This is a genomic window from Anaerococcus lactolyticus S7-1-13, assembly GCF_000758765.1.
Taxonomy (GTDB): domain Bacteria; phylum Bacillota; class Clostridia; order Tissierellales; family Peptoniphilaceae; genus Anaerococcus; species Anaerococcus lactolyticus.
Map to the genome: position 1 here is coordinate 50,918 of NZ_JRMW01000019.1, position 13,795 is coordinate 64,712.

The 13,795-nt window shown below is 35.4% G+C and carries 12 protein-coding genes; 1 reads left to right on the forward strand and 11 read right to left on the reverse strand.

All coding sequences use genetic code 11. The annotated features are described in order from the left end of the window. Window positions 1–110 precede the first annotated feature (110 nt). The 11 genes from HMPREF1630_RS01490 to HMPREF1630_RS01540 all read right to left on the reverse strand — a co-directional run bounded on the left by HMPREF1630_RS01490 (window position 111) and on the right by HMPREF1630_RS01540 (window position 12,335). Complete coding sequence (locus HMPREF1630_RS01490) at window positions 111–1,256, reverse strand: MFS transporter (protein WP_037326413.1); 1,146 nt, start codon at window positions 1,254–1,256, stop codon at window positions 111–113. Between the two features lie 128 nt (window positions 1,257–1,384). Continuing rightward, the gene (locus HMPREF1630_RS01495; RefSeq protein ID WP_037326415.1) at window positions 1,385–2,002 is read right to left on the reverse strand and encodes a hypothetical protein; all 618 of its coding nucleotides are present in this window, start codon (window positions 2,000–2,002) and stop codon (window positions 1,385–1,387) included. Between the two features lie 13 nt (window positions 2,003–2,015). Beyond that, a complete protein-coding gene (locus HMPREF1630_RS01500) occupies window positions 2,016–3,446 on the reverse strand; it encodes a 6-phospho-beta-glucosidase (protein ID WP_037326417.1) in 1,431 nt (476 codons plus the stop codon). 9 nt (window positions 3,447–3,455) lie between these two features. Further along, window positions 3,456–5,339: a beta-glucoside-specific PTS transporter subunit IIABC gene (locus tag HMPREF1630_RS01505; protein ID WP_037326420.1), complete on the reverse strand. Its 1,884-nt coding sequence runs from the start codon at window positions 5,337–5,339 to the stop codon at window positions 3,456–3,458. 53 nt (window positions 5,340–5,392) lie between these two features. Further along, on the reverse strand, window positions 5,393–6,229 hold the full coding sequence (gene licT, locus HMPREF1630_RS01510) for a BglG family transcription antiterminator LicT (protein WP_037326423.1): 837 nt from the start codon (window positions 6,227–6,229) through the stop codon (window positions 5,393–5,395). Window positions 6,230–6,365: 136 nt separating this feature from the next. Further along, a complete protein-coding gene (locus tag HMPREF1630_RS01515) occupies window positions 6,366–7,679 on the reverse strand; it encodes a PTS sugar transporter subunit IIC (RefSeq protein ID WP_037326425.1) in 1,314 nt (437 codons plus the stop codon). After that, the gene (locus HMPREF1630_RS01520) at window positions 7,676–9,031 is read right to left on the reverse strand and encodes a glycoside hydrolase family 1 protein (protein ID WP_004829296.1); all 1,356 of its coding nucleotides are present in this window, start codon (window positions 9,029–9,031) and stop codon (window positions 7,676–7,678) included. The genes HMPREF1630_RS01515 and HMPREF1630_RS01520 overlap by 4 nt, the downstream gene beginning before the upstream one ends. An 8-nt stretch (window positions 9,032–9,039) precedes the next feature. Then, entirely contained in the window at window positions 9,040–9,357 is a 318-nt protein-coding gene (locus HMPREF1630_RS01525; protein ID WP_004829293.1) for a PTS cellobiose transporter subunit IIB, read from the reverse strand. Continuing rightward, window positions 9,357–9,689 (reverse strand): PTS lactose/cellobiose transporter subunit IIA, encoded by a 333-nt coding sequence (locus HMPREF1630_RS01530; RefSeq protein WP_004829290.1) that lies wholly within the window; start codon window positions 9,687–9,689, stop codon window positions 9,357–9,359. Before HMPREF1630_RS01530 ends, HMPREF1630_RS01525 begins: the two co-directional genes overlap by 1 nt. Then, window positions 9,682–11,571 (reverse strand): BglG family transcription antiterminator, encoded by a 1,890-nt coding sequence (locus HMPREF1630_RS01535; protein WP_004829289.1) that lies wholly within the window; start codon window positions 11,569–11,571, stop codon window positions 9,682–9,684. The genes HMPREF1630_RS01530 and HMPREF1630_RS01535 overlap by 8 nt, the downstream gene beginning before the upstream one ends. 161 nt (window positions 11,572–11,732) lie before the next feature. Continuing rightward, window positions 11,733–12,335, reverse strand: coding sequence for a sugar O-acetyltransferase (locus tag HMPREF1630_RS01540; protein ID WP_004829288.1), 603 nt, complete (start codon window positions 12,333–12,335; stop codon window positions 11,733–11,735). An 85-nt stretch (window positions 12,336–12,420) separates the two neighbouring features. On the opposite strand from HMPREF1630_RS01540, the gene HMPREF1630_RS01545 reads away from it, so the two are divergent. Further along, window positions 12,421–13,764 (forward strand): MATE family efflux transporter, encoded by a 1,344-nt coding sequence (locus HMPREF1630_RS01545; protein ID WP_004829287.1) that lies wholly within the window; start codon window positions 12,421–12,423, stop codon window positions 13,762–13,764. The last annotated feature ends 31 nt before the right edge of the window (window positions 13,765–13,795 follow it).

A 13,795-nucleotide genomic window follows, 5' to 3' on the forward strand; every position in this document is an offset into this window, starting at 1 on the left:
TAGCCACAAAAATCAAGGGGTTGATCAAGACTTAGACTATAGGTCTTTTAAAGGAGCTGATTTTCACAATCCATCAACTTTATATAAGGCCTTTATGTCTAGCAAAAATTTCAAATCTTATTTATATCACTCTTTAAGAAAAAAACTTCATACAGTAAGAACAAGGTCAAAATTGCAGCAATGCCAATGAAGACCCCAGTTAAGTTTGTAAAACCGGTGATATTTTTAAGCGCCAACAAGACAAGAGGGGAAACGAGCGTACCTATGTTATTAGATGCGAATATTATTCCAGTTGCCTTGGCAATATGTTTGCTTATCATTTGGTTTTCCAGGTCTCCAACCAAGTAAGATATAACTATTGATTGGAAAAATGTGGCTAGGCCAACACCAATAACCAAGAGGCTGACAGACTCGTCAGTAATTGAAATTAGAATACTGCCTATAATTACCATCAAGATCGCAACTTTTAATGTATGGTTTTTAAAAATTTCATACACCTTACCAAAGGAAAATCCACCAATCATACCAACAAACATGATAATCATTGTATAAAGGCTGATTGACTCGCCGATTATTCCGTTTTTTGCAAGCACAGTGGGAAATCTTAAGTTCATAGCACTTGTAGACATGATGACAATGAAGGATATGGCAGCATAATACTTTACAAACCTATTTGCCTTAAATTTTTCATCGCTCTCTGAGCTATCAAACTTGACCTCGGGTATGGTAGCTACAAAAAATATGAGAGGAAGGAGGGCTATTACATAGACCGCAAATGAATTATAAAAATCATTTTTGCCCAAAGATCCTGCTAGGAAAATCGCAAGGATAAGTCCAATCATCTCAAAAGCATTCCTAAAGCCTAGTAACTTAGCTTTTTTATTTCCCGAATTAAAGATGCTTATGTAGGTGGATGAGTTCGCCCCGTAGATGCCTATGCCAGTTCCTAGAATTAACCTGTTTAAAATAATACCTAGTTCGTTTCTAAAGCATAAAGGGATAAGCCCGCTTAGAATAACAAGACTAAGACCGAAGATGGTTGTCTTTCTCATGCCGAATTTTTCGTTGATATTTCCTGAAAGCAACAAAAAAATAGTGCCTGTAATGGCATTCAAGCTGAGGATAAGCTCGGTGATGCTTATAGGAATGCCTAGGCCATCAATAATGTTTGGAGCAAACTGGTTTATAGCTATGGGAGTGGTGTGAAAGAGAGCTATAAACAAGGCAGCCCAATCTTTTCTGCTTATTTTTTCCATTACATATAGGATTCCTTTCTTTATTCTTATTAGTATTTTACATTTTTAAATAACAATTAAAACCTCCACCCTTAAATCAGTGGAGGTAATGATTAATTTAAATGTTAAATGTGTGATGATTATTTATACTAATTGTATTTTTTTATTTCTATATCCTTAAAGAAGCCTTCTGTTCCAATATCTACAAATAATCCTAAGTTTCCTGAAGCTTTAGCTCCGTGAATCAAATTTTTTATTTCTAGTACTGGTTTTGAAAAATCATTTACAAAAAATGACGCTTTTTCACCATATATAACTGCTTTTAAATCTATCCATTCATTTAATCCTATATCCGCTTCAGCTTCAGTGTTTGGAATATTGAACTCTCTGAAATATTCAAATGTATAACCAGGATAGGAAAAGTATTGGCATCCATGTGACCTTCTAAGCTTATCTGGATGCCTACCGTTAGTAGGTCTTAGATAAAACGATTCGAATTTTGAGCTTTGTTCATTTACTCTAAAAGCTATTCCTATAAAGCCTCTTGCAAAGTCAGGTGCATTTTCTAGTAGTTTTGACAACATCTTAAGCCTAATTTCACCATTTCTCATATTTATATTCGTAATTTTAGCAATGGTATTTTCATCGAATTTATTTATTTTTTCACTTTTAACAACTCTAAGAACCTCTTCATTATCAATTTTTACTATTGATACCCCTGTATTAACCGCTTTAATATCAAAATTGTTAAATTTTAAAGATTCCATTATTTACTCCTATTTAGTCTAAATCTTCACCATTAGAAGCTATCACTTTTTTGTACCAATCAAATGATTTTTTCTTGCTTCTCTTAAGTGTTCCATTTCCTTCATCATCTAGGTCTACATAGATAAAGCCATATCTTTTGCTCATTTGGCCAGTTCCTGCTGATACCAGGTCGATTGGTCCCCAAGTTGTGTATCCTAATAGGTCTACTCCGTCAAGGGTGACAGCATCTCGCATTTCCTTAATGTGACTTCTGAGATAATCTATCCTGTAATCATCTTCTACATAGCCATTTTCATCTGGTTTATCAATTGCTCCATAGCCATTTTCTACTATGAAGAGTGGTTTTTGATACCTGTCATAGATTTGATTTAGGGTATACCTAAGGCCTAATGGGTCTACTTGCCAGCCCCATTCGCTTGATTTTAGATAAGGATTTTTGATTGAGAAGATTGCATTATCGCTCGTTCTATTCTTTAAAACTTCAGGATCTGTTGATGTGACTCGTGTTGAGTAGTAAGAAAATGAAACGAAATCTACGGTGTGATCTTTTAGTAATTTCATTTCTTCATCTGTTTTTTCTATTTCTATTCCAAGTCTTTCTATTTCTTTTAGAGCGTAAGCAGGATATTCACCCCTTACATGGATATCTGTAAAGAAATAATTCTTTCTATCATCTAAATATGCTTCAAATACATCCTCAGGATTGCAGGTGTAAGGATAAGTTGAGCCGCCTAGGAGCATGCAGCCAATTTTATTGTCTGGATCTATTTCGTGGCCTATTTTGGTTGCGAGTGCACTTGCAACTAGCTCGTTGTGGGCTGCTTGATATTTTATTTGATCTCTATTATCATTTTCTTCAAAGAATATACCCGCTGCATTAAAAGGTCTATGAAGTATCATGTTGATTTCATTAAAAGTTAGCCAATATTTAACTTTTCCTTTATACCTTTCAAACAAAACTTTTGCTAGCTTCGCAAAGAAGTCAATCATTTTTTTGTTTTTCCAGGAACCATATTTTTTGCTTAGATGCATTGGACAGTCAAAGTGAGAAATAGTTACGAGAGGTTCAATATCATACTTAAGTAGTTCATCTATAAGATTGTCATAGAATCTCAAACCTTCTTCATTTGGAATATCTTCATCTCCATTAGGGAATATCCTAGTCCATGAAATAGAAAATCTATAAACCTTAAAACCCATTTCAGCAAAAAGGGCGATATCTTCCTTGTATTTATGATACATATCAATGCCATAAAGAGAAGGATAATATAATTCTTTATCAAAATCCAGAGATTTTTTTTCTCCAGTAGCTATTGGATTCCTATATTTACCTATTGGCATAAGATCCTTGTTGGATATACCTCTGCCACCTTCATCATATCCACCTTCACATTGGTTAGCGGCTGTAGCACCACCCCAAAGGAAATCTTTTCTAAAACCCATTTTTGCCTCCTAAAATAAGACTGTTAGCAAATCATCTTTTGCTTTAATTTCTTTTTGGTCAGTTTCTACTAAATCTAATAAATCATCATAATTTGTTACTAGGACAGGAGTTATGGTTTCATAACCTGCTAACTTAACTTTATCTAGGTCAACTTCTATAAGAAGATCCCCAGCTTTAATCTTATCTCCTTGTTTTACATGAGCAAAGAATCCTTCTCCATCCATTTCTACAGTGTCCATGCCTATGTGGACTAGGATTTCCACTCCCTTGTCAGAGGTGATTCCTATGGCGTGGTTGGTTCTAAATAACATTGTTACTGTGCCATCAACTGGTGAGTAGACTTTGCCATCTGTTGGATTTATTGCAAGACCCTTACCAAGTGCCTCTGATGAAAAAGCTTGATCATTTATTTCTGACAACTTAAGAACATTGCCAGTCATTGGAGAATATATTCTTTCATTTGTACCAACTAGAGATTTATTATTTTCATTTTCTGTATTTACTTCTATTTTTTCATCAGGTTTCCAAAAAAACATTGTTAAAAAGAAACCTATTGTTGCAGCAATAACAATATCTAATAGTACAGGAATAAATGATCCGTTTTCTGGATTTACATAATTCATTATTCCGAAGACTCCTAAACCACCTTGATTATATCTTGTACCACCCATTAGCATAAATATGGCTCCGGATATACCTCCCCCTATACATGAGAAGATAAATGGTTTTTTAGCTGGAAGAGAGAATCCATATATAGCAGGTTCTGTAACACCGAATATTCCTGATATAATCGCTGGTATAGCTAATGCTTTTTTCTTCTTGTCTGTCATTTTTAAATACATAGCAAAAATCGCTGCTGTTTGAGCGAAAGATGCACCGAATTGACCAACCATTATTCTATCCATACCATTAGCTTGGATTGCAATTATACCGAGAGGTATTATAGACCAATGTAATCCAAATATTACAAGAATTTGCCACACAAATCCAATTAGTAAACCAAATAGTACAGGCGATATACCTATTACTGAGTTAAAGAAATCCATAAGGATGTTTGTAAGTGTGGATATAACTGGACCTATTATTAGTAAGGCGATAGGCATAGTAATTATAAGTGTAAAAAATGGTACGAAAAATCCTTGTAAGACATCAGGAACCAGGTCTTTGGCCTTTTTTTCAATTATTGAACCAAAGGCTATTATTACAAGAATTGGTATAACTGAACCAGAATAATTATTAGCTATGAAAGGTATACCTAAAAATTTGCTATAGTAATCCCCGATATAAGGAATGCTACCTAAGACATCGCCTGCCTCTAGGGCTGACTTTTGTATTGAAGGATACAATAAAATCCCAGCCATAGCAAGACCTGTTACAGGATTTAGCTTAAACTTTCTACTTGCTGAATAAGCAATCATAAATGGTAAGAAGGTAAATAGCCCATCACCAATAGCATTGAGAAGAAGATAGCTACCAGAGGATTTAAAATCAACAATAATAAACCCTAGAAGCGCCACTAAACCTTTGATTATACCAGACGCAGATAAGGCACCAAGGATTGGTTGAAAAACATCACTCATCAAGGCTATAAACTTATTAAATAATCCTTGTTGTTCTTCTTCATGGTTAGCATTATCATCACTTAGACCCGCTACTTCAACTACATCTTCATAAACTCTAGGTACATGGTTGCCTATGACCACTTGGTATTGTCCACCGCTTTTCATGAGGGTTACAACACCATCCATACTTTTTATCGCCTCATCATTTGCCTTAGACTCATCTTTAAGTCTAAATCTTAATCTTGTTATACAGTGGGTAAGGCTGTTTATATTTTCCTTACCGCCGACATTTTTGACTATTTCAGTCGCTAAATCTTTATACTTACCCATAATTCCTCCTTAAAATAGAGGTTTGGCCAACCTAATGTAACCATCCGTAAATACTAATTTTTGTAAATTACTCGCTCAATGTGTATGGTTAGATACATCTTTTCTTCATCTGATAGATTATAATCGTAGGACTTAAGCAGGAAATCCCTAATCTTATTAACGCATTTGTAAGAATTCTTGTACTTATTTCTTATAAGGTCAAATAAGTCCTCCTCGATATTATCATCATAGGTCTTTTTTTCTACGACTCTTTTTGCAAAAAATTTCAGATGAGTTAAGAATCTGAAATAATATACGCTATCTTCATCAAATTCCTTGTTAAACTCGTATTTGACAATATTTTCAATTTCTCGCACAAGTGTAGAGATTTCTATTAGATCTTGAAAACTACCTCCTTCCTCCTCAGCATTAACTATGTGAAGGGCGATAAAACCTGCCTCATCTTCTGGGAGCTTGGTATTAAACTTGCTATTAATATAGTCAAGTCCATAGATTCCTATCCTAAATGCATCAGGATAAAAGCGTTTTATATCCCATAACAAGGCATTTTTAATAAAAATCCCTTCCTTAGATCTTTGGATAGCAGCATAGATATGGTCTGTAAGGCTTATATATAATAAGTCACTAAGTTTTTTGCCAAGAGTCTCCTTAGCATAAGAAATAATTTTATCGGCAGCAAGCATGTGGTCTAGGGGTATATCTTCGACAAGTTCCATAAATTTATGAGCCATAGAATCATCATGGATTACAAAAACCTTTTCAATTTTGGATTCGTCAATCTGATCGCCAGTCTTCTTTTTAAAGCCTAGACCCCTTCCCATAACAATTTTTTCAATATTGTTTTCAATAATGCTAACTACATTATTATTTATGACCTTATTAACAAACACTCATCCTCCTTATAACAAAAAAACCTGTACACAGACCTATCATAAGGAATGCATACAGGTTTAGCTTGAAATTCAATAACTATCCTTTATTGCTATATCTATATTATAGTTTATAAGGGGGGTGCAAGTGTTTTCTTTAGTTGTTCATAGCTTCTGCTTGCTCTTTGCTTACTCTCGCACTTATCTTCATGAATGGGAGATATAATAGCACGCCTATAACTATTATCACTAATTGAACTATCACAGCTCTGAAGTCTCCACCAGTTGCTAAGAATCCGTTTAGTAGTGGTGGTGTTGTCCATGGAACAAGAACTGTACATTTATTCATAAATCCAATTGCTGTTGCAAAGTAAGCTACAATAATTCCTATAGCAGGAGTTAAAACAAATGGAATCATCATTGGAAGGTTGAATACTATTGGAAGACCAAAGATGATTGGCTCGTTTATGTTAAATAGTCCAGGCAAGAATGATAGCTCACCAATTTGTCTGTATTGTTTGTTTTTTCTAAAGAAGAGGAAGACTGCTATCAATAAGCAGATTGTTGATCCTGATCCACCGATAAGACCGTAGCATTGGACAAGACTGAGGTTCATTATGTGTGGGATTTCAAGACCTGCTCTTGCAGCATCCATATTTTCATTAATGTTTACAAGAAGTAATGGTTCTAGGATTGTTGAGTAAATTACAGCTTGGTGGATACCGAAGGTAAATATTAAATTACCTAGGCTGTAGATTAAGATTGTTCCGAGTAATGAAGTATTTACTTTTCTTAAAGGCTCTTGAATCATTGTTGCTATTAGTGTTATTAGGTCTACTTGGAAGAAGTAGAATAGCACGAATGATAGGATTGAGAAGATAAGAAGAGTAAGTATTACTGGTATTAGGTTATTAAATGAATTGTTTACAGCTGGTGGTACGTTTCCGCCTATGTTTATCTTTATAGCCTTGATGTTGGATAGTCTGATGAATAATTCTGTTGCAAGAAGACCCATAATTATACCACCAAACATAGAGTTAGTGCCGAGGTTTCCGTAAGATAGGATGCCTCCAGCTTGGACAACTTCTCCGTTTGCTCCAGTCACATCAATTGTTTGAGGCATCATTACTATTAATGATGCTATGGCAATCATTACAGCTGTTATCGCATGTTCAAAGCCCTTGTTCATTGATAGGGTATAAGCTACAATACCACAGATTAGAAGACCTGATATACTCAAGGTAGCATTGGCAACTGATATTGCCCAGTGTGAAGCGACAGCCATTTGAGCTTCGTTTAAAATTTTTGGTAGAATTACAGCGTTGATTAACACTGCTATACCTGCAATTATAAATAGTGGGAGCATTATTGCGAAAGCATCTCTTAGAGATTTTAGGTGAATTTGTGATCCAAATTTCATACTAGCTTCTGAAAGCTTGTCTACGAATGATCTTTTATTTTTTTCTGTCATTTTATTTTTCTTTCCTTTCCGTTAGATTCAAATACTTGCTTAACATAAGCAAAACTTTTCTTTTTTATCCTTCTTAAATCTTTCAAGTCGTGGTTATCTCTATTTACATAAACCACCCCATACCTTTTGTCCATGCTTCCTGATGAGGAAAGTATATCTATAAAGCCCCAGCCAAGATAGCCCATACACTCGACTCCCTTATCTATAGCGCGTGCCATGGCATCAAAGTGGCTTTTTAGGTATTTAATTCTTAAATCATCCTCTATAAATTCATTTTCTGGAAGCTCTTCTCTGAGTCCTATGCCGTTTTCGACTATGAATATTGGTAAATTAGTCCTATTGTAAATTTCTAACATGGCGATTTCCAAACCCATAGGGTCGATTTCCCAATTCCATTCATTCCTATCAAGATAGTCATTTTTTACAAAGACATCCGTATTTAGTGGACAGTAGTCTTTTCCTTGATACTTAAGGGTTGCTGACCTGTAGTAGGAGAAGGCGATAAAATCACTTTTTATATTGTTGAGTATTTCTTCTTCTTGATCTGTTTTTTCGATTTTAATATTATTTTTCTCTAGGTAGGCCTTAAAGGTATTCATATACCCCTTTTGGGTGAAGACATTCAAATACAAGTTGTAATCAAAGTTATCATAAGCATTTCTAATATAATTATCTTCAGGCTTTGACGAATATGGGTAGTAGGTAGTGTATGCCAACATGCCACCAATTTTTAAATCTTTGTAATGCTCGTGGACATACCTTGCAACCCTTCCATGACCAACCAGGGTGTTATATTGAACTTGGTGGATATTAGTAGGGTTTATTTCTAGGTTGCTACCAGCTATGGTTAGGGCAAAATCAGATGAGTAAAGGTTGTGCTCATTGAAAGTTAGCCAATATTTTACTCTTTCGTGGTACCTGTCGATTATTATTTTTGAAAATTCAAAGAAATAGTCAATTACTTTTTTTGAAGAAAAACCGTTGTATTTTTCGCTCAAATAAAGAGGCATATCGAAGTGGTAGAGGCAAATAATGGGTTCTATTTGATATTTTTCAAGACACGCAATTAACTTATCATAAAATTCCAAACCCTTTTCATTAACTTCCCCATAGCCTTTTGGCAAGACTCTTGACCATGAGATCTGGAACCTGTAAGAGTTTGCTCCCATTTCTTTCATAAGTTTAATGTCTTCTTCATACCTATGATATTCATCTATGGCTACCTTCCAGTCGCTAAGATTTTCACTTGCCTCTCTAATGTCATAGACAGACTTGCCTTTTCCGTCTAAATCGTAGGCACCTTCCGTTTGCATGGATGAAGTGGAGTTTCCCCAGAATAATTGTTTATCCATCATTTCTCCTATTCAAGACTTTCTAAGATTATATTTTCCATATTTTTTATGCCAGAAGGAGTTGGGGCATAGGCATTAAATGGAACTTGAGCTATGGCCTTGCCATTTGCATCGGCTTTTTCCTTGTAAGCATCAAAATACATTCTTATTTGTGGACTTACAAGGACCATGTCATAGTCGCTTCCACTTAGGACTCTCTCGCTGTCGCTACTTGTTGTGGCATCGACAATAATGTCCTTACCGTCTTTTTCTAATTGCTCAGTGACTTTCTTTGCCATAAGAGATGAACTCATACCAGCATTACAAATAAGCATTACTTTTTTCATTACTTTTCCTCCAATTCTTTTAATTTTTTATTTATCCTAATCCATCTTTTTGCATTTTCCATAGCCATAGTTGCCATTGTTAAGTGGTCTTGGGCATGGATTAGGATAATGTTTATTTCATTTTTTTCGCCATTGGCTTCCTTGGTAAGCATACTAGTTTGAACTTCGTGGCAGGCTAGGAATTGGTCGTTAGCTTGCTTTAGGAGCTCCTCTGCTTTATCAAAATCATAAGATTCTGCCGCATCCATGGCTTCCGAAGATAGGCTTCTGCTTTCGCCAGCATGGGCAATTATATTGAAGGCCAACTCGTAAACTTTTTCGATACTATCCATTTATTCCTCCTTTCATAAATACGTTCATAAATTCCATAGGGTCTTTGGTTTTTAAGGCTTCTTTCTGGATTGGCTTGTTTGATAAGAATTCTCCTAGTTTTTCATAGTAGAGACTCATATCTCCAAGCCTATCACCCACTATAAGTGAATAGACTAAGTCAACCTTATTGTCGTTCCATTTTATAGGTTTATCGAGGATTATGATAATCGAATATGAATCTCCCTTTACCTGGTCGAGGATATGGGGAATGGCTATAGTATCAAAAGACGTTTGTCCCATTTCTTCTCTTTTTTTGAGTTGGTTCAGGGCAGTTTCTTTTTCAAAATTCGACTTATCTTCGATTGTTTCTGCTATAAATTTTAAAATTTCAAGTTTATTTGTGAATTTGCTTGTCCTTACTAGAACTGAGTTTGCAAAAATATCATAAATCTTACCAAGCCTGGTGTCGTCTAGGGCAATCTTAATATTGTCCAAGTCGACTTTTGAGAAGATGATATCTACATAGACAATTGGAAGGTCAAAGTCGTTGCCGAGTTTGACTGATGATATGATTAGGTCATAGTCATTCATATTTATTTGATCTAGACTCCTAAGGTCTGTAGTTCTTATTTCTTTGATGTTATTTCCAAACTGCCTATTTAGCTGAGTTTTCATTATCTGGGCTGAAGAATTACCGGCTCCACATATTATCAATATGTTTTTGGTATTTATGGTGTTGGAATTTATAGCTGCCATGATGTGGAGGGCTATATAGCCTATTTCGTCTTCTGATAGTTTTGTTTTGTATTTTTCGTTTACCACGCTTGCACCAATTGTTGCTAGGAGGTAGGAAATTTTATTTTCTTTTATATCATCTAGGATGGGGTTTTTCATGTTAAACCCGTACCTAATCCTGTTTACTAAAGGGCCTAGGTGGATGGCTAGGGCGAAGAAAAAGTCTATATTTGCCCTAAAGTCATACTTGGAGACCTTGTAAATTTCGTCGATTATGGCTTGTGATAGTTTTAGTATTTCACTTGATATATTTTTTTGGTCCCTAATAGTGTTCTTAGCTACAAGGTGCATGGTTATATAGCCTAGTTCCTGGTTTGGGATTTTTATTCCTAATTTAAGCTCAAGCTTATCTACGATATTTTTAGCAAGTTGATATTCCTTGTAGGATTTTATTTTGTTTTTAAACTCATCTGCCAGGTTTATATATTTTCCTTGCTTAATTCTTAAGACTGAAATATAGATGTGGATGACTAGATTTTTGAAATTTACATAGGGCATGTAGTAGTCATCACCGAAGTCAATTTTTTCTATAACTTCTTGAATTTTGTCGAAGAGGTCTCTATCTTTATCGCCTTCAAAGAGGAGTGGGTCTTCGCCTATTTCATTTTTTATCGCAAGCCTTATATCCTTCTCGTTTCCTTCTACTTTCATTCCGTAGTAGGGTTTTGATACAAGTTCTAAGTCATATCCTTCTAAGATTTGCCTTATGTTTGGCAGGTCTTTGTTAATCTGGGATTCACTTACGTGGAAGGTTTCGGCTAGTTCAAATTGTTTAATGTAGGAATTTGAGAATAGGAAGGTCCTTAAGATATTAACGTATCTAAGATTCTTATCTCCATCTTCTTCCTGGTAGTAGGCATATTTGTACCAGTCGTTTTTCAAAAAAATCTTAAACTTATCCTTATCCTTAATGGTAAATATGAAGCCCTTGCTTGGTTTGGATTCGATTATCGCCCCCTTATCTTTAATCACTGAATTTAATAGGTTTATCTCCTTTCTTATAGTTTTAGAAGATAACTCCATTACTTCTCCTATCTCTTTAGACGTATGGTAGTCGTAGTCAAGAGTTAGGTAGTCAAATATTTGCTTTAATCTTGTCTCAATCATATAACCACCTTATATATTTATTATAGTAAAGAATAGAAATAAGCTCCACACAAACATTTTCCTCAAACTTGTGGAAGCTACTTACTTGAAAATGCCTTTGTAAAATTATATTAAAAAAAAAGAAACCACATGTGATTTCTTTTTAGTAATAGATTTTGATATTATTCTCCCATTCCATGAAGATATATATCGTATTCAGCTTGCCAATATTTTTTATCGTCTTCATTTATTTTCCTTACAACCTTGGCGGGGTTGCCTACAGCTATGGACATTTGAGGTATATCCTTACTTACAACTGAGCCTGCACCTATGATTGAGCCTTTGCCTATGGTGACTCCAGGAAGGATTGTGACGTTGCCTCCAATCCAGACGTCGTCTTCTAGGATGATGTCTGCACCCTTCTCGACACCTGTGGCTCTTACTTCTGGGTCTATGGGGTGGATGGCTGTGAAAAGTCCTGTGCCAGGACCTATTAGGACTCTGTTTCCTATTTGTATTTTTCCTAGGTCTACCATGGAGACGTTGAAGTTTATAAAAGAATTATTTCCTATGTAGATGTTGTCCCCATAATCACACCTGAAAGGGGAAAGGACCGTTGACTTACCAAAGCTTGCGAATAGTTCTTGGCAGATTTTATTTCTTTCTTCTCTGTTCGTTTCCGTATTTAATTTTACTAATTTTTCCCAGCAGGCAGTGAGTTTTTCAACAAGATAGTCGTCTGTTTTAAAGAGCCTGCCGGCCTTTAAATTTTCGTAGTTTTTCATACTATCAATATACTTTTGATAAATTAAATGACAATTCGTAAAATATTAGTAAGATAATAAGGTTATAACTTATATAGGAGTCTTTATGAATAGGAAAATAGATTTATTACATGGAAATATTAGGCATACGCTTTTGAAGCTGTCTTTTCCTTTGGCCCTTACAGCCTTTATCCAGATTGCTTATGGCTTTGTTGATACTATTTGGATTGCAAGGTTGGGTACTAAGGCTATGGCAGGGGTTGGGATAGCTGGTTTTATTTTTTGGATAGGCAATTCCCTTGTCCTTATACCTAAGGTTGGCATGGGCGTTTATGCTTCCCAGGCCTTTGGTTCTCGAAATGAGAAGGAAACGGTGATGATTATTAATAATGGTTTTATCCAAGCTATTGTCATTGGTTTGTTTTTTACTACCTTTTGCCTTATTGTAAAAAATGTTTTTATAGAATTTTATAATTTGGGCCATGAGGCTGAAATGGCTGCCAAGGATTATTTTTTTGTGGTAAGTCTCGGTATGATTTTCTTTTTCGTGGGTCCTATGTTTACCCAAGCCTTCACATCACTTGGGGATTCTTTTACTCCCTTCGTGATTAATGCTGTTGGGCTTGCTATAAATATGGTTTTAGATCCAGTTTTGATTTTTGGTCTAGGTCCCTTTCCACATATGGGAGCAAAAGGTGCTGCCCTAGCTACAATTATAAGTCAGTTTGTAGTTGTTTTGCTTTATTTTTTGCTGGTTATTTCTAAAGATGGCATCATTAGGTCGGCTATAACTTACATAGATTATAGGGAAAATTGGCAGCTAGAAATTTTTAGGCTTGGCCTACCTGCGGCACTTTTGTCTGGTTTTCATGCGTCAATTTCTATGGTTTTAAATAGGTTTATGTCAGCTTTTGGTCCAACACCTGTGGCAGTCTGTGCCATAGGAAGTCAACTTGAATCTATTTCTTGGAATACAACTGAGGGTATCCAGGTCGGTATCCAAGCCCTAGTTGCACAAAATTATGGAGCTGAAAATAAGAAAAGAGTTAAGGAATCGATTAAAGAAGCCTTTAGATTAGTTGCTATTATCGGAATTATAGCAACCCTAGTTCTAATAATTTTTAGGCACAAGCTTTTTGAACTTTTCACTCCAGAAAGCAAGGAGGCAATTGAACTTGGTGCGAACTACCTATTCATTCTAGGACTTTCTCAAGCCTTCATGTCAATAGAAATTGGTCTTGCGGGCTGTTTTAATGGAATGAGCGACACCAAAACTCCAGCTGCCCTTGGTGTAATAAACAACCTCTTGAGGATACCAATTTCCCTAGTTTTAATGCCTTTTGTCGGCGTCTATGGGGTATGGATAGCTATGAGTTCGACTTCTATTATGAAAGGCCTTTTTGCAATGGGCTTGATATATAGAAAAGTAAAGAGATATATGTTAGCTTAAGCTCTTCTTCGGAAGAGTTTTTTAATTCTAG